Here is a 20493-nt window from a genome sequence, read left to right as displayed (position 1 = left end):
GGTGGAACCATGAAGTTCAAACAACACGCCGTTCTCATCCCTACCCTGCTGCTTGCGGCCTGTGGCGGTGAAGAACAGACCATGAAGCAGCGCACGCCGCCAGCCTCGGTGATCTATTCCTATCCGGCGGACGGTCAGTCAGGCGTCAGCCCGTCCAGCAGCGTTGTTCTGCGCTTCTCTCACGCTCTGGCCGAAAACGCCGGTGAGCTGGAACAGAAAATCCGCCTGACACACGGCCGCACTCCGGTCGAATTCAGTGCGGCCCTTATTGACGACGGACGCAGCCTGACGCTGACTCCAGCCAGCGAACTGGCTACCGGGGCGGATTACTCGATCGAGTTCCTGGAGCCGCTGAGGAGCCGGGGCGCCAGCGATATTCACACACCCAATGCCACAGGCCCTGAGGGTGTTCAATTCTCCACCCGGGGTGACTTTACCGGCATTGCGGCGCTGGACCACATGAGCGAGGACTTCACCGTCCGGGGCCTGCTTCCGTCGCCCGGCAGCCATTTTCAGCCCATGGACTTTTCGACGTTTCGCCTGAATCTGAGTCAGCCGGTGCATCCGGAGTGGCGCAACCGGGGCGGCACAATACGCCTGGAAGACGCCGACGGTGAGCCAGTTCCAGCCAACATACTGGTCAGTCATAACCGGATCGTCATTGATCCTTGCACCACCGACGCGATGAATCTGTGCGGCACCAAAGCCGACCAGCTGGCTTCCGGCCAGACCTACACCCTGAGGATACAGAATCTGCCCAACCTGTCGGGCACAGACACCCTCAACTTCAGTGAAACCTTCACCCCCAAAGAAACCGGCCCCACCGTTGTGCTGCTGCAACAGATTGTTGACTCTGGCCTGCTCGACGGTGCCGATCAGACAAACGCGAAGAAGTCGGTACTGAACGGCCAGATTATCAACGGCGTCACCCTTGACTCGGTGTTGCTGGGATCCGCCGGCCCCGCCCAGCAAGCCGGGGGGCTGTTTGCTGAGCTGGCTTACGCCCCGTCCTTTGCAGCGCAGGAAGCTTTACCCCTTCGCATACCTCGCGGCAGTGTGCTGACCAGCACCAGCCTGGATGTCCGCATCAATGGCCAGGTTCAGGTGTTGAACGCGCAGACCGGCCAAGCGCAGACCACCGGGGATCTGAGCGTCACCATGGTGACCGATGCTTCCGGCTACCTGAGCCCCAACCCCTACACCGACGATCTGAACGCACCCCGCCATGTGACGCTGTTTATGGATGTCGCCATGCACAGTGCCGAGGCGCAGCCCAATGCGTCGCTGTCCCAGGACCTGCTGGGGGTTGAGCTGCGGGGTATTGCGCTGGTGGAAGACGGCGTGCTGACCATTGACGCCATCGGAGCCGTCGAGCCGGAACTGCTGGGCCAGGAATACGCCAATGCCACCATTGCTTTCCGCATTGAAGCGGCAACAGACGCCGACTCGGTCCTGGACGCGGAAGAACTCTGGCAGCCAGATACATCCGCGCCCACGCTGGTCAGCTGGATGCCCGGAGCCAAAGATTCCCTCCCGCAAGGCCGGCAATCCATGCAGCGTCCCGGCGACCCGGTGATCCTGAACTTCGATGAACCCCTGAACCCGGCGTCACTGAAAGGCGGCATAACGCTGTTTGAAAATGGCGTTCCAGTGGACAACCTGAACCTGAAACTGGACGGCACCGTTGTGGCAATTAACCCCAACGGCGGGCTAAAACACGGGGTTGCTTACGAGCTAGCATTGAACGGACTGACCGACCTCGCCGGCAATCCGGTCGTCGAGGGCCCGCTGTCCTTCGCTCTGGACGATATTGGCAACAATGATGCTAACGTTACCCAGCGCTCACCGCTGGTGTTGACGACCTATCCGGGCTACCCGTGTGCTACGACCGGAGTAGATCTGCGTAACGGCAAGCATGGTCGGTGCCTGGATGATGCGCCTGGTGGGCCAAGGGGAGATATCCTGCCTGTCACGACCCTGCCAGCGGACAGACCAATCGTGGTCGTTTTCTCTCAATCAATGAACCTGAATTCGATTCGCTTGAACGAAACCTTCACTGTCGAACACGTCGACCAATCAGGCGCTTCCATCAAGACGGTCTCCGGAAGGCTGGAAAAGAACAACCAGCGCATCCGTTTCTACCCCGATGAACCCTGGGAAATCGGCGCCTACTATCGCTACACCCTGTCCTCTTCAGACCAGGGCAAGTGTATCGCTGGCGCGACCCTCTCCTTCATCTGTGGCGAGAATGGGCTGGCACTGGAAACCGACCTTCTGGTCGACCCGGAGCGCTCCGGCGGACCCGACATGGTGATTTACTTTCGGGGAACGACGCCGGTGAAATCGGTCTTCACGGCGCTGCGCAATCTGCCAATCCGGGATACCAATTCCAACTATGAAATTGACTGCGCCACTCTGGGCGAGGAACAGAAGAGCGAAGACTGCCTGGAGCCCTTCCTTCACGAATCGGATGGGAACGGCGGCTACAAGCCATCGGCGAACTCCGCCAAGCTGAAAGTCATCACGCAGGAAGCAAGCGCCCTTGGTGTGAAGGTTGGTGCCAGTGTCGGCTGTAAGGCCAGCCAAACTTGTCCGCGAAACAAATTCATCTACCAGACCTATGGCCTGAATACCGAGGTAATGGGCCCGGCGTACGACACGGACGGCAAAGCCATCGGTGTTCGGGTCCTGCTTTACCCGACCCTGCTGGCCACCACATCGGCCAGTGTTTTCCTGGACGGTTTTGGCGAGCAGGCAACCGGCCCTCAGATACTCAGAATGCGGTATGGCGCCCCCACTGAGGATAATCCACTGGGTCTGGTGGAAGGCCTGATCACAGAGGACGAAAGCGGCAACCCCGTGTTCCGCACTGACGCGGATCTGACACTGGATGCACCTAACCTTCAGCTACCGCTGGCACAGGCTCTGGAACACAACTTGTACAGCCAACCGCTGACCCTTGAACTCGAAGGCCCCATTGATTTTTTTGATGACGGACGCATGCAGATTGTCCAGATCAACAGCAACGCGCCACCGATTGATGTGAACGTTAACGTGACGATACCCATCATCAACGAGTTCCTGAGCTATTCCGCCTGTGTCGCTGATCGTGGTCCCTCTGGCATATTCAGCTGCCTGCTGGATTCCTCGACCGGCGTCGATCGCGGCGACATTGCCATCCCACTGGAAATTCCGAGTAACGGCGTTTACCTCAATTTTGTGTCGGATCCGATAAAGGACCTACCGGCAACGCCCTGAGATCAGACCGTTCTCCTTTCAGGCCAGCCTCTCGGGGCTGGCTTTTCCCCCAGCACTGAACACTTTTCGCACGATGACGATTCCTGTTAATCTGGTTGCAGATTGAAACTCCCTGTCAGATAACAACAATTAGGAGACCTGCCCGATGGAAAATGGCACCCACTACCGAACCTGCCACCTGTGCGAAGCCATGTGCGGCGTCGCTATTGAAACTCAGGATGGGCGCATCACTTCCATCAAGGGGGACGAAAACGATCCCCTCAGCCGCGGCCATATCTGCCCCAAAGCCGTCGCCCTGCAGGACCTCCACGAAGATCCGGAACGGCTGCGCCAACCGGTTCGCCGCACGGAAACCGGCTGGCAGGAAATCAGCTGGGATGAGGCGCTGGACCTGGTGGCCGAGAAGCTCCACCAAACCCGCCAGGAATACGGCCGCAACAGCGTTGGCGTTTATCTGGGCAACCCGAACGTCCACAACCACGGTGCCCTGATGTCCGTGACACCACTGATGCGGGCAATTGGCAGCCAGAACCGGTTCTCGGCCACCTCCAACGATCAGTTGCCGCACATGCTGGCCAGTCTGGACATGTTTGGCCACCAGATTCTGTTTCCCATCCCCGACATCGACCAAACCGATCTGTTCATCTGCATTGGCGCCAACCCCATGGCCTCCAATGGCAGCCTGATGACGGTTCCGGATTTCCGTGGCCGGATCAAAGAACTCAAGGGCCGGGGTGGCAAGATGATCGTCATCGATCCACGCCGCACGGAAACCGCCAAACTGGCGGACGAATTCCACTTCATCCGGCCAGGCAGCGATGCCTTTCTGCTGATGGCAATGGTCCACACCCTGTTTGCTGAAGACCTGATCAACCTGGGCGCCACCGAACATCTGGTCAAGGATGTCGATCTGCTGCGCCTGGCCGCCATGCCGTTCACGCCGGAAGCCGCCAGCCCGCACACCGGAATGCCGGCCGAGGACATCCGCGCACTGGCCCGGCAGCTGGCCAACACCCCGAAAGCGGCACTTTACACCCGCATGGGCACCAGCACCCAGGTGTTCGGTGGCCTGGCCACGTGGCTGGCGTCCTGCCTGAACATACTGACTGGCAAGCTGGACCGCCCCGGCGGCATGCTCTTCAACCAGCCGGCCATTGATCTGGTCGTTCTGGGCGCTCTTGCCGGGCAAAGCGGGCATTTCGGTAAACGGCACAGCCGGGTCAAAGGCCTGCCGGAATTCGGCGGCGAGTACCCGGCCAGCACGATGGCCGATGAAATCCTGACGCCGGGCGCAGGCCAGATTCGGGCATTCGTCACCGTTGCCGGCAACCCGATCCTGTCGAGCCCCAATGGCCGGCGACTGGAGGAGGCCTTCGAACAGCTTGATTTTATGGTGTCAGTCGATTACTACCTGAACGAAACCACCCGCCATGCCGATGTGATCCTGCCGCCGACCGCGGCTCTGGAACGCAGTCATTACGACCTGATCTTCAGCATGTTCGCGGTCAGAAATACCGCCAAGTACAGTGAGCCACTGTTTGATGCCGGCCCAGATACCAGGCACGACTGGCAGATCCTGCTGGGTCTGGCGCACCGGCTCGAACGGCTGAACAAGGGTGGCAGCCTGCCCCTGCGCACCGAACTCGGCTGGCGCGCGTTTCAGCAACTTGGCCCGGACCCGATTCTGGACCTGCTCCTGCGCTCCGGCCCCTATGGGATGAATGCCGGCCTCTTGAAGGGCATTGCCGAACCGGCCATTGATCTGGTTCTGGACATCCTTCCGCGCCGCCACCCACTGCGGGGCCTGGCCAAGCTGAGTCCGCTCAACCGGCACTGGAACGATTTGCCCAAGGGATTGTCTTTGTCGGTACTCAAGGACAATCCCAACGGGGTCGATCTCGGCCCGCTCAAGCCTACTCTGCCCGACCGCCTGTTCACCCGGGACCGCAAGATTCATCTGGCACCACGACGATACCTGCAGGATGTCGAGCGACTGTTTGCGCACCTCAATCAGGAGGCACCGGACGATTTGCTCCTGATTGGCCGGCGCCATGTGCGCAGTAACAACTCCTGGATGCACAACAGCCAGCGACTGGTGAAGGGCAAGGACCGCTGCACCCTCATGATTAACCCCAAGGATGCATCCCGGCTGGGGCTGCAGGCCGGCGATTCGGCGGAAATCAGCTCGGAAGGGCGAAAAATCGTGCTGCCGGCCGAAATCACCGAGGATCTCATGCCCGGGGTGGTGTCCATTCCCCACGGTTGGGGTCACGACCGGGACGGCATCGGCCAATCAATTGCAGCGGCACATCCGGGCGCGAGCATCAACGATGTGCTGAGCGACGAGCAAATTGATCCACTGGTAGGCACATCCGTATTGAATGGTCAGGCAGTTTCGGTCAAAGTCTGGCGCCCTGACCGACAGCGCAAACGCGCCTGACCCAAAACCAGGAGGAGACCATGCCTCAGTGGCTTCAGTGGGCCCTGATCATTGCTGGCCTTGCGGCCATCGTTGTGTTGCTGACCTTTATCCGCCGACAGCTCGCCGGCCTGGGTGAGCAACGAAAACGACAGCAGAAGGCCGAGGCTTTTCAGACCCAGCGCCGCGCCGACATGATCGAAAGCATTCGGGTTATTGCGCTGGCGGTGGAAGCAGACCAGATCGAGTACTCTGAAGCCTGCCTGCGCCTGAAAGGCCTGCTTGACCATGTTGAGCCGGCCTTGTTAGACCAACCTCCGTACGACATCTTCCAGCTGGTGCATGAGAAACTCGAACACATGCCAACCCACCGGGCACGAAAGACCGCTGACAAAAAGCTGGTGGCAAAGATGGACAAGGAACGTTTTTCGGTCGAAAAAGAACACGCGGAAGCCATTCGTCAGGCAGCCGGGGCGATACGCCAGCACACCTTCAAGTAAGCCTCGCGATTCGGCGGGGGCTTTTTGTAATGTTTTGTAACCTGGCGCTACGGACTTTTCCGTTAAGCACCAGGGAAATCAAGAGCTTTCGCAGCGCGGAAAATGTGACACGCACCTCATAAATTCGCGCCTGCAATCCCCGGCTTTTCTTTTGCCCGCCCTTGGCTAACTTTACAAGTAGGGTGCTGCACAGTTGATGCGGTTTACGGGCCCTCAGTGGTTTCTCCTGATCAGTCTGGACGGACTTCTTCGATACCTCTGCAACAAGCGGGTGAGCTTGCCGGCCTCTGGGCCGGCTTTTTTTGTTTCCTTAACCGGGCCAAGCTACCCCGCTTACTGGGTCATCATCCCTGCCATGGCAAGGACACTGTCTTTCTGCTCAACCAGCTCATCAAACCGGGCCCGGACCTTTTCCGGGTCCAATCCCAGCGACTCGAACATACCCGGTGGAACAGGCTCGCCCGGCCCCAGCGACAAGCCCCGCTCGATCAATAACTGCCGCCCCAGCCAGAGCAGCCTCGCGTATACGTTGTGGGCGCCGTCATAACCGGCATGTTTCTGATAGCGCAGGGCGGCATTCACTTCCTGCGGCATGCCCCAGTTCTCCATCAACTGGGCACCGATCTGCTCGCGGGTAATCCCCAGCAGGTGGTGTTCAATCACCGAAGAATCAATGTTCGGATTGGCCTCCAGTGACCGGCACACCAGTTTAAAATGAGGCGGGAACACATGGGCCAGCACCAGATAGCCAAAATTGTTGAGTAAGCCAGCGAGGTAAGCGAGGCCAAAGAAAGGGCGTTTCCCGGCCGGCATCAGGGTGCACAGGAGCCCGGCTGACTGTGCCTGCCAGATCGCCTGCTGCCAGTAGTCCACATACCCCTCCGGGTGATCCTGCGGTTGTTTGAGCGCACGCCCCAGCGCAAGCCCCATGGCCAGATTCATCACCAGCTCAAAGCCAAGCACCCGGGAAACCGCATCGTGAACGGAACGCACTTGTCCGGCGGAAACATACAGCGAGGATGACGCCCAGCTGACCACCTGCGCCGCCAGGCTGGGGTCACTCTCCACGACATCCACCAGATCCCCCATCACCGCGTTGGGGTCCACCCGGAGGTGGATGATACGCTGAGCGCTTTCCGGTAGCGGAGGCAGCTCAAGAGTGTCTTCAAGACGCTGCTGGATGCGCAACCCGGTAAACTTTTTCAGCGCCTGGCGAAGCTGGGCCTGGTCACGGCCGGGATCATCCAGGTTTACCGCAATGGCATCAACGGCTACGGCAAAAGACATCCGTCGGGCATGTTCGGTCAGAGATCGGAAGTCCTCTCCGGGTAACACCAGCGCCAGATCCTGCTCCGCCAGTTCAAGGGTGACCGAGGACATCTCATCCACTCCGGAGTCCACCAGAGTTTCCCATCCGGTGAGCTTTGGCAGCGCGGGTAGCTCGACCACGCCGGCACGTTCCCGGACGCGAAGCTGCTCTCGGCGGCCGATTACCTTCAACTGTCGCCCAAGGTGCGTATTAAGCTGCTCCAGGTCGATGAGGTCGGCTTTTCGGCACACCAGTTGTAGCTGGCCCTCGTCGTCCGTAAGCAGAACCATGCGCAGGCAGTCTTTGATCTCGGCCTGGCCTGCACTGCGCAGTGAAACGCCCGAGGAGAACTCTCCCAGAGCTCGCTGAACTGCGACAGGTATTTGCATAGTGTTGTCCTGAATCGTGCTGCAGGCCGACATGGGGCCCATTTTTTATCGGGGTAACCGTCTTATCTGTTCAAAGCCCGGTCCATTCTGAGACGTAAGCGATGAACCTTGCAAGATCACGGCGGCCATCAGACATCACCGTAACGAATGCGCTCACCCAGCCAGCGACGGATCAGCGCGTCAACCACCTCCGGGGTCTGCATCAGCGGCGGTGCCATTTCACGAACAGGCTCGATCCAGCCCTTGTCGCGCTCAAACTCCGCCAACCGGAATTGCATCATGCCAGTCTGGCGGGTACCGAGCACTTCCCCCGGCCCACGGATCTCCAGGTCCTTCTCGGCAATCACAAAGCCGTCCTGGCTGTCACGAAGCGCCTGCAGGCGGGACTTGCCGTTGCTCGACAGCGGCGGGTGATACATCAACACACAGAAACTGGCCTGCTCGCCACGGCCGACCCGGCCCCGCAGCTGATGCAGCTGGGCCAGACCAAGGCGCTCGGGATTTTCAATAATGATCAGTGACGCATTGGGCACATCGACGCCGACCTCAATCACGGTCGTAGCCACCAGCAGGTCCAGCTCGCCAACCTTGAACCGATCCATGACCTCGGCTTTTTCAGCCGCCTTGAGACGGCCGTGGACTAGCCCGACTTTCAGCTCAGACAGCCGCTGGGCCAGTTCTTCCGCCGTCGCTTCGGCGGCCTGGCATTGCAGGGCTTCAGATTCTTCAATCAGCGTACAGACCCAATAGGCCTGTCGCCCGGCCGCGCAGGCTTTACGCACCCGCTCGATGATCTCCTCGCGGCGACTGTCCGGAATCACGATGGTTTCAATCGGCTTGCGCCCCGGGGGTAATTCATCAATCACGGAGGTGTCCAGATCGGCGTAGGCGCTCATGGCCAGCGTTCTGGGAATGGGGGTAGCGGTCATGATCAGCTGGTGCGGCGCCATGGCGGAACCCACCCCTTTTTCCCTCAGTGCCAGGCGCTGGTGGACACCAAAACGGTGCTGTTCATCCACGATCACCAGCGCCAGCCGCTGAAACTCAACCTCGTCTTGAAACAGGGCGTGGGTGCCGATCACCACTCGCGCCGCCCCGGACCGGACGGTCTCCAGAACGTCCTGTCGGGCCTTGCCCTTTACCTTGCCCGACAACCAGGCCAGCTGGACACCCAGGGGCTCCAGCCAGGCCCGGAAGTTGTGAAAGTGCTGTTCGGCCAGAATTTCCGTCGGCGCCATCAGCGCGACCTGTGCACCCACTCCCAGCGCCTGCAAGGCAGCCAGCGCAGCAACCACGGTCTTCCCTGAGCCGACATCCCCCTGCACCAGTCGCAGCATGGGCAATGGCTGGCTCAGATCCTGACGAATATCGGCAACCACATGACGCTGGGCCTGGGTGAGCTGGAACGGCAGGGAATCCAGGAAGCGATCCACCAGGTCGCCACTCGGTAGCAGGGGCAGTGCCTGGCGATGCTGAATCTGCTGCCGAACCTTGAGCAGACTTAACTGGTGGGCCAGCAGTTCCTCCATAACCAGCCGTTGCTGAGCGGGGTGCTTACCCTCCACCAGCAAGTGCACCGGCGCATGGGCCGGGGGCGAGTGCACGGTGCGTATGGCGTCATTGATACCGGGCAACTGGTAATCCGCCAGCACAGCCTCGGGTAGCCAATCCCGCACGGGAAAGCGCTGCAAATACCCCAGCGCCTGCTGGCACAGGGCGCGTATGCGCGGCTGCTGGATACCCTCGGTTAATGGGTAAACGGGAGTAAGGGTCGCTTGCCCTTCACCGGGCATCGGTGGTGGATTAACCTGGTACTCGGGATGGTAAAACTCGAATCCGGCCCGGCCGGGCCGTACCTCACCAAAACACCGGACCCGGGTGCCCTCGCTCAACTGCTTTTTCTGGGCGGCGTTGAAATGGAAAAATCTCAGGGCGAGAAAACCGGTGTCGTCCTTGATCGTCACCTGAAGACTCCGGCGCCGGCCCATCACCAGATCAGCCTTCATGACCTCGCCTTCCACCAAGGCGACATCGCCGATCCGCAAACTGCCCAGGGGGATCAGGCGGGTTCTGTCTTCGTAGCGATGCGGCAGGTGAAACAACAGGTCCTGCAGGGAGGAAATGCCCAGCTTGGCCAGTTTCTCGGCGAGGGCGTTACCGACGCCCTTGAGTTCGGAAACCGGAATGTCTTCCAGCGCCACCATGAGCCGCGTCAGGCCTGCTCAGCGACGGCGGGAGTGTCGGACTTTGCCTTCTCGATAACGCGGCACTGACTGGCGGCCAGCGACAGCATATCGATGGCCTTCGGCCGGGGAAAGGTGACCCGCCAGGCAAGCGCGACGGTCCGGAACGGAACCGGCGGTGCGAACCGGCGCACGGCAATAATATCGTCCGGGTAATGCATGGCCGTCGCGGCGGATAACGGTAACACGGTGATGCCCAGCCCCGAGGCCACCATGTGCCGAATGGTTTCCAGTGAGCTGCCCTCAGTCACCAACGCCGGTGAACTGGCATCCGCCTTGCGGGTGACCGCCTCCACCAGTGGTGGGCAGGATTCAAGCACCTGATCCCGGAAGCAGTGGCCCGGCCCCAACAGCAGCAATTGCTCCTTGGCCAGCTCCTCCGGAGTCAGCTCTTCTTTCCTGGCCAGGGGGTGGGCGGCCGGCAGCAGCACCACGAACGGCTCGTCGTACAGGGGCAACGTCACTACCTCGGGTTCTTCGAACGGCAGTGCGATGATAATGGCATCGAGTTCGGAACGGCGCAGCTTCTGGCGCAGGTCCGCGGTGTAATTCTCTTCAATGTACAGGGGCATTTCCGGGGCCGCCCGCCGGAGCTCAGGCAGCAGATGGGGGAACAGGTATGGGCCGATGGTGTAGATGGCCCCGACTTTCAAGGGCGAGTTGAGCTGATTCTTGCCGTCCTGGGCCATGTCCTTAATGACCCCGACCTGATCCAGCACCCGCTGCGCCTGTTCGATGATACGCTGTCCGGTCTCGGTGACCCGGATGCTGCTCTTGCTTCGTTCGAACAGCGGAATACCCAGCTCTTCTTCGAGTTTCTTGACCGCTACACTGAGCGTGGGCTGGCTGACATGGCAGCGTTCGGCGGCGCGGCCAAAGTGCTTTTCCCGGGCAAGGGTTACAACGTATCGTAGCTCTGTGAGAGTCATGACGAACTCCGGTCACGGTTAGGCGAATCGAACTTTCACTTATTTATGAGTCACAGGATAAGGATTGATAAAGTCTATGGCAACGTGCGAACCCTCTCACCCACCCCGGATTCTGGTCGCCGGCTGCGGCAAACTCGGCGGCGCGATCGCGCAGCGCCTTTCTGCTCAGGCCACGGTGTTTGGTCTGCGGCGCAACCCGGATCAGGTACCCGCTGGCGTCACCGGCATCGGGGCAGACCTGACGGAGCCGGATACTCTCACCAACGCACTGCCGGACAACCTGGACATCGTCATTTACTGCCTGACCCCCGCCAGCTACGACGAGCAAGGCTACCGGAGTGCTTACGTCACCGGCCTGAGCAACCTGCTGGCGCACATCCCCCCGCACTCTCTGACCCGGTTAGTTTTCATCAGCAGCACCAGTGTGTACTCGCAGGACGATGACAGCTGGGTGGACGAAACCAGCCCCGCCGAGCCAGCTCGATTCAGCGGCCAGCAAATCCTGCATGGCGAGCAGGCGGCCATCAACAGCGGCCACCCGGCTACCGTAGTGCGTTTCAGTGGCATCTACGGACCGTCACGGCGCCGTTTTCTGGAAGAGGTGATCGAAGGACGGATGAACCCGGGCAAACCGGCGCCATTCAGCAACCGGATCCATGAGGATGACGCGGCACGGGCCGTTGAGCATGTGGTCGGGCTCGCCCTGGCAGGCCGCCCACTGGAAGAGCTTTACCTGGCCAGCGACAGCGAACCGGCGAGACTGGATAAGGTAGTCGCCTGGGTTCGGGAGCAGACGCCCTGCGCCGAGCCGGTCGAGGACGCACGAACAGGCGGAAGAGCAGGCAGCAAACGGTGCCGGAATCAGCGATTGCTCGACTCTGGTTTTCGCTTTGAATACCCGGATTTCAGGGAAGGTTACCGCGAGATGATTGGAGACTGACGGACAGTCGACAACAAAAAAGGGCGGTTTGAACCGCCCTTTTTCATGGTTCACTGATTCGCGTTAACTCAGCACCATCACTGCTTCCATTTCAATAGGAACGCCCTTGGGCAGCGCAGCCACACCAACCGCAGCGCGGGCAGGATATGGTTCCTTGAAATAGGTGGCCATGATTTCGTTGACCGTGGCGAAGTTGGCCAGGTCAGTCATGTAGATGTTCAGCTTCACGATGTCCTTCAGGCCGCCACCGGCTGCCTCACACACGGCTTTCAAGTTTTCGAAAACCTGGCGGGTGTTGGCCGCAAAATCGCCCGATACCAGTTCCATGGTTTCTGGCACAAGCGGAATCTGTCCGGACAGGTAAACAGTATCCCCGGCTTTGACGGCCTGGGAATAAGGGCCGATGGCCTGTGGCGCTTGTTCTGTCTGGATAATGGACTTATTGGTCATTGTTAAAAACTTCCTCTCTTCAAAACGACCATACTCCCCTCAGAACCCGGCCAGTGTCAACCGGGCGCCCTGTCATCCTCAGTGACGAACCCGGCTGATGTGGGTAACGGCACGGATATTCCGAATCCGCCGCATTACCCTGGCCAGATGCCGCCGCCCCTGAACGTGCAGCACGAGGCTGACAACACTGAACTTGGCGTTCTGTTCCTCGACATTGATGCGCTCGATATTGCCATCGGCAATGGCTACGGCGTTCGCCACCTCGGCAATGACACCCCGTTTGCGCACCAGTTCCACCTTCAGGTCGACGGAGAACTCGTCGGTAATGTCTTTTGCCCAGTTCAGGTGCGTCAGGCGCGCGCGCCCTTCGTCATCTGCGGGCAACCGGGCACAGGTATCGGAATGAATCACCATCCCCTTGCCGGAATCCATCACGCCCACCACCGGGTCACCGGGGATCGGCTTGCAACAGGTGGCACAGCGCACCAGAAGCCCCTCGACGCCCCGAATGGTAACCGGGCTCTGTTCGCCGCCGCGCCCGGTCTCCTTGGTCAGGGCCGCCTGGCCGGTCTCCTCACCGCCAGACAGCAGCTGCCGGGCCACCAGATACGCCATGCGATTACCCAGCCCGATTTCACTGACCAGATCGTCAAAACTGTTGACCTGGTTGTGACTGACAACGCTCTGGATCTGGGCATCATTGATATCGGAAAGAGTCGCACCAAAGCCCTTGAGGGATTTTTTCAACAGGGTCTTGCCCAGCTCCAGAGACTCGGTCCGTTTCTGGCTCTTGAGGGTGTGACGGATGCTGCTACGGGCCTTGCCGGTCACCACGAAGCCGAGCCAGGCAGGGTTGGGCTTGGCGCCCGGCGCGGTAATGACCTCGACGGTCTGGCCGCTTTCCAGCGGCTGACTCAGCGAGCCGAGATTTCGGTTGACCCGGCAGGCCACGGCAGCGTTGCCGATATCGGTGTGAATCGCGTAAGCGAAATCGACCGGTGTCGACCCGCTGGGCAACTCCATGATCTTGCCCTTGGGCGTGAACACGTAAATCTCATCCGGGAACAGATCCACCTTCACGTGCTCGATAAATTCTTGCGAGTCCTCGGCACGCTCGCGCATTTCCATCAGGCCTTTGACCCAGCGGTCCACCCGGGCCTGATTCACACTGGTCACACTGCTGCCTTGGTCCTTGTACATCCAGTGCGCCGCAATACCGTTGTTGGCGATGTGCTCCATTTCTTCGGTGCGGATCTGGATTTCGATATGCACGTGCATGCCGAAAAGTGTGGTGTGCAGAGACTGATAGCCATTGGCCTTGGGCATGGCAATGTAATCTTTGAACCGTCCCGGCAGCGGCTTATACAGGCTGTGCACTGCGCCAAGAATCCGATAGCAGTCGTCTTCGGTGTCGGTAATGATGCGGAACGCGTACACATCCATGATTTCGTGGAAGGACTTCTGCTTGAACTTCATCTTGTTGTAGATGCTGTTCAGATGCTTCTCGCGCCCCATGATACGCCCGGGCAGGCCGCGCTCCCGGAGCTTCTCTTCCAGTTTGCCTCGAATGTCATCGATAATTTCCCGATGGCTGCCCCGCAGTTTTTGCACCGCCTGCGAAATGTACTTCGCGCGCATCGGGTACAGGGAGGCAAAGCCCAGATCTTCCAGTTCGGTGCAAATGGAGTGCATACCCAGCCGGTTGGCGATGGGGGCATAGATATCGAGGGTTTCCGTCGCGATCCGCTGGCGCTTCTCATAGGGCATGGGGCCCAGGGTTCGCATGTTGTGCAGGCGGTCCGCCAGCTTGACCAGTATGACCCGGATATCCCGGGCCATCGCCAGCGTCATCTTCTGGAAATTCTCTGCCTGGGCCTCGGCCCGGGTGCGAAACTCAATCTGGGTCAGCTTACTGACGCCATCCACCAGCTCCGCAACATCTTCACCAAACTGCTCGGAAAGGGCGTCTTTGGGGATACCGGTATCTTCAATGACGTCATGCAGCATCGCTGCCATGAGTGTCTGGTGGTCGAGCCGCAGCCCCGCGAGGATGCCGGCAACGGCGAGCGGATGGGTAATATACCGATCACCGCTTTTGCGCATCTGCCCTTCGTGGGCCTGCTCGGCATAATAGTAAGCACGGCGCACCTGATTGATGCGACTGATATCCAGGTAGGAGCTGAGCTCTTTCGTCAGACCCTCTACAGTAGCCTCTGCCGACACCGCGCCTCCACTCTCTCTTGATGATCAGGGACAAAAAAACCCGAATGCACGCATCCGGGTTGCTTCCTGATCCTGCCTACAATCTATGCGTTATAGATACACTATTAAAACGCGGGGCAGAAGATCAATGTCGTTTGAGCCAGGTAGGTAATTCTACCTGCTCAAACTTATTCGTCGTCGGTTTCGTCCAGGATGGTCCGGCTGACCTTACCCTCGGCAATTTCACGCAGAGCGAGCACGGTCGGCTTGTCGTTTTCTTCCTGCACCATCGGCTCGGCACCTTTGGTGGCAATCTGACGAGAACGCTTGGTAGCCAGCATCACCAACTCGAAGCGGTTATCAACGTGTTCCAGGCAATCTTCAACAGTTACTCGTGCCATATTATCCCCGAAAATTAACAGACCAAATCAGAAGACCGCGTAGTGTACTTTCCCCGGTTCACTTTGTATACAGCAAGGCTGGCACTGTTTTCAATCCGACAGCCCGGCCAGCAGGGCCTGGTGACGGTATTGCTGCACCGCCATCCGGGAACGCTGGGCCCGCACAATGGCCAGCAAATCCGCCAGCGCCTCATCAAACTGATCATTAACCACCAGGTAGTCGAACGCCAGCGCATGCCGGCATTCTTCCGACGCTTCTGCCAGGCGCCGCTCTACGACATCCGGCGCGTCGGTGCCGCGCCCGGTCAGACGTTCGCGCAACACCTCCGGTGACGGCGGCACAATGAAAATGCTGACGCATTCGGGCATCAGACGGCGAACCTGCTCGGCACCCTGCCAGTCTATTTCAAGAATAACGTCCTGCCCGCTGGCGAGAGTTTCCCGCACCCAAACCTGGGACGTACCGTAGTAGTTGCCGAAAACATCTGCATGCTCAAGGAAATCGCCCCGAGCGATCATTGCCTCGAACAGCTCGCGCTCGACAAAATGGTAATTCACGCCGTCCTGTTCACCGGACCGCATTGGGCGAGTGGTGTGGGAAACGGAAACGCCAAGTTTGCTATCCGCCTTCAACATGGCAGCAACAAGACTGGTTTTGCCTGCACCTGAGGGCGCCGAGATGACGTACAGCGTCCCCTGATCACCTACCTGACTCATGTGAGTGTGTACTCCAACATCGATGGTTTCGCACGGGCCCGCGACGCGAACGGCGACCCCTGCAGGAAAGAAGGCGCGAAATTATACGGATAAGCTGACCGAAGCGCACCTCACTCCAGATTCTGCACCTGCTCACGCATCTGCTCGATCAGCACTTTCAGATCGACCGCGGCGCGGGTGACCCGCGCATCGATACTCTTGCTGCTCAGGGTATTGGCTTCCCGATTCAGCTCCTGCATCAGAAAATCCAACCGCCGCCCGATCGCAGCACCACTGCTGAGAGTTTCCGCCACCTCGCTGACATGGGCATCGAGGCGATCCAACTCTTCGGCAACGTCACACTTCTGCGCCAGCATCACCATTTCCTGGGCAACGCGCTCCGGCTCCAGCTCCACTTGCGCCTTTTCAAACCGCTCTTTGATTGTCTGCTCCTGCGATTTGAGCAATTCGGGCATCAGGGCCCGAACGTCGGCAACCAACTGCGTGATCGTCGCAAGCCGCTCGCTGAACAATGGCCGCAAGCGCTCGCCTTCCCGCGCACGGGACGTGGCCAACTCGGTAAGGACTTCATCGAACAGGCCCATCGCGGCCGCCCTGGCCTCGCTGAAATCCTGCTCAGGTACCGACAGCACCCCGGGCCAGCGCAGAACATCCAGCGTGTCGATGGCTGCGGCGTTGTCCAGAAGGCGACTGACTCGTGCCGCCGCCGCGCCCACCGCGCGGACCAGATCTTCATCCACCTCGAACTCATCAGAGGTTTTCTCGGCAGACTGAAGCCGCATGGATACATCCACCTTGCCTCGCTTCAGGTGCTTGCGCAGAGCCTCCCGAAACGGGTTTTCCAGTTCCCGTAACACCTCAGGCAATCGAAAAGAAGGTTCGAGGTAACGGTGGTTCACCGTCCGGATCTCGCACGTGAGCGTTCCCCACTCTCCGTGTGTCTCGCTGCGGGCAAAGGCGGTCATGCTTCTGATCATGGACTCTCCAATTCTGTTCGACGAAAACAAAAGTTTAGCAGGCGCTGAATGCGTTCTGCGAACGGACTGCAACCCTGCGGCAAAACCACAGCGTGTTATACTCCCGCTCTTGCTTAATTCACTTCGTCGGCTCGTCAGGGCCGATTCTCAAAACTCTTCAGGACTAACTATGCGACCAAGTGGCAGAACACCCGAACAGCCCAGAAACGTGCGTATTACCCGGAACTACACCCGCCATGCGGAGGGCTCAGTTCTGGTTGAGTTCGGTGATACCAAAGTGATCTGCACCGCCTCTGTCGAAAACAAGGTTCCGCCTTTCCTGCGTGGTGAAGGCAAGGGCTGGATCACCGCTGAATACGGCATGCTCCCCCGCTCCACCGGCAGCCGCATGGGCCGTGAAGCGGCGCGCGGCAAACAGGGCGGACGCACCGTGGAAATCCAGCGTTTGATTGGCCGCTCCCTGCGGGCCGCAGTGGACCTGAGCGCACTGGGCGAGCACACCATCACCGTCGACTGTGATGTCATTCAGGCCGATGGTGGCACCCGCACTGCGGCCATCACCGGCGGCTGCGTGGCACTGGTGGACGCACTGAACTACCTGGTCGCGGAAAAGCGGCTGACCAAGTCACCACTGAAGCAGATGATCGCGGCGCTGTCGGTCGGGGTTTACAAAGGTACGCCAGTAGTCGATCTGGACTACCCGGAAGATTCTGAGGCCGAAACTGACATGAACGTCATCATGACGGATCAGGGCGGCTTTATCGAAATCCAGGGCACAGCAGAGGGGGCACCTTTTGCCCAGGAAGAACTGGACCAGATGCTGATTCTTGCCAGACAAGGCATTGACGAGATCTTCGAGATTCAAAAGGCAGCCCTGGCGGGCTAAGAGACGAGGTACGGGCTGCCAATCCGGCAGCCCGGCCACTCAGAAACCAATATCGATGTCGTATTCCATGATCACAGGAGCGTGATCCGAGAACCGGGTTGAGTCATCAATCCAGCCGTCCAGGATGTTCTTGCGGATTCCCGGCGTCAGCAACTGGTAGTCCACCCGGATCCCCGCATTGCGGCGCGCGCCTTCGGACTGTTCCGGCCACCAGGTGTACTGGCCACTCTGCTTGTTGATTTCACGGAAGGCATCCACACAACCCAACTCGTCAATCAGGCGATCCAGCCATGCCCGTTCGTGGGCCAGAAAACCGGAAAAGTCACGCTTGTGATACAGCGGACTGGCGTCGGTGACGTGGTGTGCAGTCTGGAGATTGGCGCAGAAAATAAACTGGCGCCGCTTGCGAAGCGTTTTCTGCAGGTGCAAACCGAAGCCATCCAGAAATTCATCCTTGTGGTCGAGTTCGGTCAGGTCGTCCTCACCCATTGGCTCATCTTCCCGGCCGAGGGCACACGGCGCCAGCACACAGGCCACCGATACCTTGTCGAAGTCCGCCTGAATAAAACGCCCTTCACGGTCGGCCAGTTCGTTGCCGTAGCCGTACATGATGGCCTTGGGGAAATGGCGGGTGTAGATACCGACACCACCGTGTTCGTTTTTCTCGCCGTCGATGAAATAGGCCTCGTACCCTTCCGGGATCAGCCCCAGATCTTCAATTTCATACGCCCGCATGCGGTGATCCTGAACACAAACCACATCAGCATCCTGGCCGGCCAGCCATGCAAAAAAACCCTGATCGACGGCCCGGGCAAGACCGTTCACACTAATAGATACTACCCGCATACGTGTTCCCTGATTAGGTTTGTGTGTATGATACCGTTTTTACGTCTGAATTAAAGATACAACCCCGCCAGAACCCTTGCCATGCATGACTATCAGAAGACTTTCATCGAGTTTGCCATCCGTCGGAACGTGCTCCGTTTCGGGGACTTCACTCTCAAATCCGGACGCACCAGCCCCTACTTCTTTAACGCTGGCCTGTTCAACACCGGCGACGATCTTCTTCAACTAAGCAAGGCCTATGCCGCTGCAATAGAACGCAGTCAGTTGAATTATGACATTATTTTCGGACCCGCCTATAAGGGCATTCCGCTGGCAACCGTGACCGCCATGGCCCTTGCAACAGACGGTAACAACAAACCCTTTGCCTTTAACCGCAAGGAAAAGAAAGATCATGGAGAGGGCGGAAATATCGTCGGCGCCCCATTAAAAGGCAAGGTTCTGATTGTGGATGATGTCATCACCGCTGGCACCGCCATCCGGGAGTCCATTGATCTGATTCAGCAGGCCGGCGCTGAACCGGCAGGCGTACTGATTGCCCTGGATCGGCAGGAAAAAGGCAATGGAGAACTGTCTGCCATCCAGGAAGTAGAGCAACAGTTCGGCATCCCGGTCGTTAGCATCATACGATTGGAACAGATTCTGGACTACCTCCGGGCCAAGCCGGAATTTGCAGGACACGCCGACAACGTCGCCAAGTATCGGGTTCGTTACGGAGTCTGAGCATGCCCCATCATTCCCGCCCACTGGGCAAGTCAGCCATTGTCGCACTCGCGTTCACTATGGGTCTTGCCACGACAGCCGAGGCTCGAATGTATCGCTACACTGATGACAACGGTCAAATCGTCATCAGTAACACCATCCCACAAGCAGCCACCAAGCGGGGCTACGAAATCCTTGGCAGCAGCGGGCGTGTGGTTGAAACCGTCGCACCCGCCCCCACCGCAGAAGAAATTGCCGCCCGTGAGGCCGAAGCGCAACGCCAAAAAGAGCTGGCCATCCAGCGTGAAAAAGATCGGCAACTGCTGCGCCGGTACAGCCATCCTGATCAGGCGGTCGAGGCCATGCACCGAAAAGTACGACAGCTTGAGGGCCTGATCCAGATCAAACGCGGCAACATTTCGGTTCTGGCAAGCCAGCTGGAAAACGAACAGGGGCGCGCCGCTGACCTGGAACGTGCCGGCCGTGAAATTCCGGACGCCATGCTCGGCAAAATCAACCGTCTCGAAAGCAAGATCGACGAGCTCGAAGCGGAAATCCGCTCGCAAAACATAGAGATCGATCTGGTGCGCGCGGACTTTGAGACCGATATCACCCGCCTGGAGCAAGTCACCGGCGAGCCCCGCACACTGCCACTGGAACTCTCCAAAGCGCAGTAAAGGCATTGCCTTGCCTTGCCGCCAGTTCCGGCTCAAAAAAAGGGCAGCGTTTAGCACGCTGCCCTTTTTGATTTCGCTGACGCCTGCTTGATTCAAGGCAGGCGGTCAGGTGCTTCCTTAGGCGGAAGCAGTAGACTTCTTGGCGGTCGAAGCCTTGGTCTTGCGAGCGGCCGGCTTCTTGGTTGAAACGGTCTTCTTGACCTCTCCAGCCGCTTCAGCCACTTCTTCAGCCGCGTCAGCTACAGCGTCCGCGCCGTCAGCAGCTTCTTTTTCCAGCTTGGCCACCAGCTCAGCAGCAAAGCCGCCAAAACGGGTGTTCAGGCTGCGCAGTTGCTCGAACAGGGTCTCACTGTAACCATCGTAGCGCTCACGCAGGCTCTTGATCGTATACTCGCGAACTTCTGCTTCCAGTTTTTCAGCGTAATCGAACGGCTTGGCAGACAGCTCCTTTTGCTTTTCTTCAGCAGTGTTGATGCCCTTCTCGACGATTTCCTGAATCTGCTCCTGGTAAGTCTTAAGTTTACCCATGTCTAATCTCCTTGGTTTTCTGAAAGTACATAGAGTCAGGCGACCAAGCGACAACTGCCGGCCTTCTCTGATATCCGACTTTCACAGTACGGAGAAAAATTAGAATGTTCATACTAAAAGCAA

Annotated in this window: 17 protein-coding genes; 7 read left to right on the top strand and 10 right to left on the bottom strand. The window is 59.0% G+C overall.

Features of this window, described 5'->3' with window-relative positions:
* Nucleotides 1-9: 9 nt before the first annotated feature.
* From LPB19_RS05925 to LPB19_RS05915, 3 genes are all read left to right on the top strand, one after another.
* Complete coding sequence (locus tag LPB19_RS05925) at nucleotides 10-3258, top strand: Ig-like domain-containing protein (RefSeq protein ID WP_206645176.1); 3249 nt, start codon at nucleotides 10-12, stop codon at nucleotides 3256-3258.
* Nucleotides 3259-3403: 145 nt separating this feature from the next.
* Nucleotides 3404-5698 carry a molybdopterin-dependent oxidoreductase gene (locus LPB19_RS05920; protein ID WP_206645175.1) on the top strand — a complete coding sequence of 765 codons (2295 nt, stop codon included), beginning with the start codon at nucleotides 3404-3406 and terminating at the stop codon, nucleotides 5696-5698.
* Nucleotides 5699-5718: 20 nt separating this feature from the next.
* Complete coding sequence (locus LPB19_RS05915; protein ID WP_206645174.1) at nucleotides 5719-6177, top strand: DUF2489 domain-containing protein; 459 nt, start codon at nucleotides 5719-5721, stop codon at nucleotides 6175-6177.
* A 333-nt stretch (nucleotides 6178-6510) separates the two neighbouring features.
* Here LPB19_RS05915 and LPB19_RS05910 read toward each other — a convergent pair whose 3' ends face one another.
* The 3 genes from LPB19_RS05910 to LPB19_RS05900 form a co-directional block, all read right to left on the bottom strand.
* On the bottom strand, nucleotides 6511-7875 hold the full coding sequence (locus tag LPB19_RS05910) for an HDOD domain-containing protein (RefSeq protein ID WP_206645173.1): 1365 nt from the start codon (nucleotides 7873-7875) through the stop codon (nucleotides 6511-6513).
* Between the two features lie 128 nt (nucleotides 7876-8003).
* Nucleotides 8004-10079, bottom strand: a complete 2076-nt coding sequence (gene recG, locus LPB19_RS05905) for an ATP-dependent DNA helicase RecG (protein WP_206645172.1) — start codon at nucleotides 10077-10079, stop codon at nucleotides 8004-8006.
* 8 nt (nucleotides 10080-10087) lie between these two features.
* A complete protein-coding gene (locus LPB19_RS05900; protein WP_206645171.1) occupies nucleotides 10088-11047 on the bottom strand; it encodes a hydrogen peroxide-inducible genes activator in 960 nt (319 codons plus the stop codon).
* A gap of 76 nt (nucleotides 11048-11123) precedes the next feature.
* Between LPB19_RS05900 and LPB19_RS05895 the strand changes: the two genes are divergently transcribed.
* Entirely contained in the window at nucleotides 11124-11987 is an 864-nt protein-coding gene (locus tag LPB19_RS05895; RefSeq protein WP_206645170.1) for an NAD-dependent epimerase/dehydratase family protein, read from the top strand.
* 63 nt (nucleotides 11988-12050) lie between these two features.
* On the opposite strand, the gene LPB19_RS05890 is transcribed toward LPB19_RS05895, so the two are convergent.
* From LPB19_RS05890 to LPB19_RS05870, 5 genes are all read right to left on the bottom strand, one after another.
* Nucleotides 12051-12437 (bottom strand): RidA family protein, encoded by a 387-nt coding sequence (locus LPB19_RS05890; RefSeq protein WP_206645169.1) that lies wholly within the window; start codon nucleotides 12435-12437, stop codon nucleotides 12051-12053.
* A gap of 78 nt (nucleotides 12438-12515) precedes the next feature.
* Complete coding sequence (locus tag LPB19_RS05885; protein ID WP_206645168.1) at nucleotides 12516-14660, bottom strand: RelA/SpoT family protein; 2145 nt, start codon at nucleotides 14658-14660, stop codon at nucleotides 12516-12518.
* 167 nt (nucleotides 14661-14827) lie between these two features.
* Nucleotides 14828-15040 carry a DNA-directed RNA polymerase subunit omega gene (gene rpoZ, locus LPB19_RS05880; RefSeq protein WP_206645167.1) on the bottom strand — a complete coding sequence of 71 codons (213 nt, stop codon included), beginning with the start codon at nucleotides 15038-15040 and terminating at the stop codon, nucleotides 14828-14830.
* Between the two features lie 90 nt (nucleotides 15041-15130).
* Nucleotides 15131-15757: a guanylate kinase gene (gene gmk, locus LPB19_RS05875; protein ID WP_206645166.1), complete on the bottom strand. Its 627-nt coding sequence runs from the start codon at nucleotides 15755-15757 to the stop codon at nucleotides 15131-15133.
* A gap of 110 nt (nucleotides 15758-15867) precedes the next feature.
* A complete protein-coding gene (locus LPB19_RS05870; protein ID WP_206645165.1) occupies nucleotides 15868-16734 on the bottom strand; it encodes a YicC/YloC family endoribonuclease in 867 nt (288 codons plus the stop codon).
* 169 nt (nucleotides 16735-16903) lie between these two features.
* On the opposite strand from LPB19_RS05870, the gene rph reads away from it, so the two are divergent.
* Nucleotides 16904-17620, top strand: a complete 717-nt coding sequence (rph, locus tag LPB19_RS05865) for a ribonuclease PH (RefSeq protein ID WP_206645164.1) — start codon at nucleotides 16904-16906, stop codon at nucleotides 17618-17620.
* A 39-nt stretch (nucleotides 17621-17659) separates the two neighbouring features.
* Here rph and LPB19_RS05860 read toward each other — a convergent pair whose 3' ends face one another.
* Nucleotides 17660-18466 carry an exodeoxyribonuclease III gene (locus tag LPB19_RS05860; RefSeq protein WP_206645163.1) on the bottom strand — a complete coding sequence of 269 codons (807 nt, stop codon included), beginning with the start codon at nucleotides 18464-18466 and terminating at the stop codon, nucleotides 17660-17662.
* Between the two features lie 81 nt (nucleotides 18467-18547).
* Between LPB19_RS05860 and pyrE the strand changes: the two genes are divergently transcribed.
* Nucleotides 18548-19186, top strand: coding sequence for an orotate phosphoribosyltransferase (pyrE, locus tag LPB19_RS05855; protein WP_206645162.1), 639 nt, complete (start codon nucleotides 18548-18550; stop codon nucleotides 19184-19186).
* Nucleotides 19187-19188: 2 nt separating this feature from the next.
* Nucleotides 19189-19842, top strand: coding sequence for a DUF4124 domain-containing protein (locus LPB19_RS05850; protein WP_206645161.1), 654 nt, complete (start codon nucleotides 19189-19191; stop codon nucleotides 19840-19842).
* Nucleotides 19843-19959: 117 nt separating this feature from the next.
* Here the strand turns inward: LPB19_RS05850 and LPB19_RS05845 are convergent, their stop codons facing one another.
* Nucleotides 19960-20370 (bottom strand): hypothetical protein, encoded by a 411-nt coding sequence (locus LPB19_RS05845; RefSeq protein WP_206645160.1) that lies wholly within the window; start codon nucleotides 20368-20370, stop codon nucleotides 19960-19962.
* Nucleotides 20371-20493 lie beyond the last annotated feature (123 nt).

The organism is Marinobacter salinisoli (assembly GCF_017301335.1).
Classification (GTDB): domain Bacteria; phylum Pseudomonadota; class Gammaproteobacteria; order Pseudomonadales; family Oleiphilaceae; genus Marinobacter; species Marinobacter salinisoli.
The sequence above is the reverse complement of the archived record's forward strand: the minus strand, read 5'-3'. Positions and strand labels throughout refer to the sequence as shown.

Coding starts and splice junctions, on each gene's coding strand:
- LPB19_RS05925 (WP_206645176.1), top strand. CDS start 10: ATGAAGTTCAAACAACACGCCGTTCTCATCCCTACCCTGCTGCTTGCG.
- LPB19_RS05920 (WP_206645175.1), top strand. CDS start 3,404: ATGGAAAATGGCACCCACTACCGAACCTGCCACCTGTGCGAAGCCATG.
- LPB19_RS05915 (WP_206645174.1), top strand. CDS start 5,719: ATGCCTCAGTGGCTTCAGTGGGCCCTGATCATTGCTGGCCTTGCGGCC.
- LPB19_RS05910 (WP_206645173.1), bottom strand. CDS start 7,875: ATGCAAATACCTGTCGCAGTTCAGCGAGCTCTGGGAGAGTTCTCCTCG.
- recG (WP_206645172.1), bottom strand. CDS start 10,079: ATGGTGGCGCTGGAAGACATTCCGGTTTCCGAACTCAAGGGCGTCGGT.
- LPB19_RS05900 (WP_206645171.1), bottom strand. CDS start 11,047: ATGACTCTCACAGAGCTACGATACGTTGTAACCCTTGCCCGGGAAAAG.
- LPB19_RS05895 (WP_206645170.1), top strand. CDS start 11,124: ATGGCAACGTGCGAACCCTCTCACCCACCCCGGATTCTGGTCGCCGGC.
- LPB19_RS05890 (WP_206645169.1), bottom strand. CDS start 12,437: ATGACCAATAAGTCCATTATCCAGACAGAACAAGCGCCACAGGCCATC.
- rpoZ (WP_206645167.1), bottom strand. CDS start 15,040: ATGGCACGAGTAACTGTTGAAGATTGCCTGGAACACGTTGATAACCGC.
- gmk (WP_206645166.1), bottom strand. CDS start 15,757: ATGAGTCAGGTAGGTGATCAGGGGACGCTGTACGTCATCTCGGCGCCC.
- LPB19_RS05870 (WP_206645165.1), bottom strand. CDS start 16,734: ATGATCAGAAGCATGACCGCCTTTGCCCGCAGCGAGACACACGGAGAG.
- rph (WP_206645164.1), top strand. CDS start 16,904: ATGCGACCAAGTGGCAGAACACCCGAACAGCCCAGAAACGTGCGTATT.
- LPB19_RS05860 (WP_206645163.1), bottom strand. CDS start 18,466: ATGCGGGTAGTATCTATTAGTGTGAACGGTCTTGCCCGGGCCGTCGAT.
- pyrE (WP_206645162.1), top strand. CDS start 18,548: ATGCATGACTATCAGAAGACTTTCATCGAGTTTGCCATCCGTCGGAAC.
- LPB19_RS05850 (WP_206645161.1), top strand. CDS start 19,189: ATGCCCCATCATTCCCGCCCACTGGGCAAGTCAGCCATTGTCGCACTC.
- LPB19_RS05845 (WP_206645160.1), bottom strand. CDS start 20,370: ATGGGTAAACTTAAGACTTACCAGGAGCAGATTCAGGAAATCGTCGAG.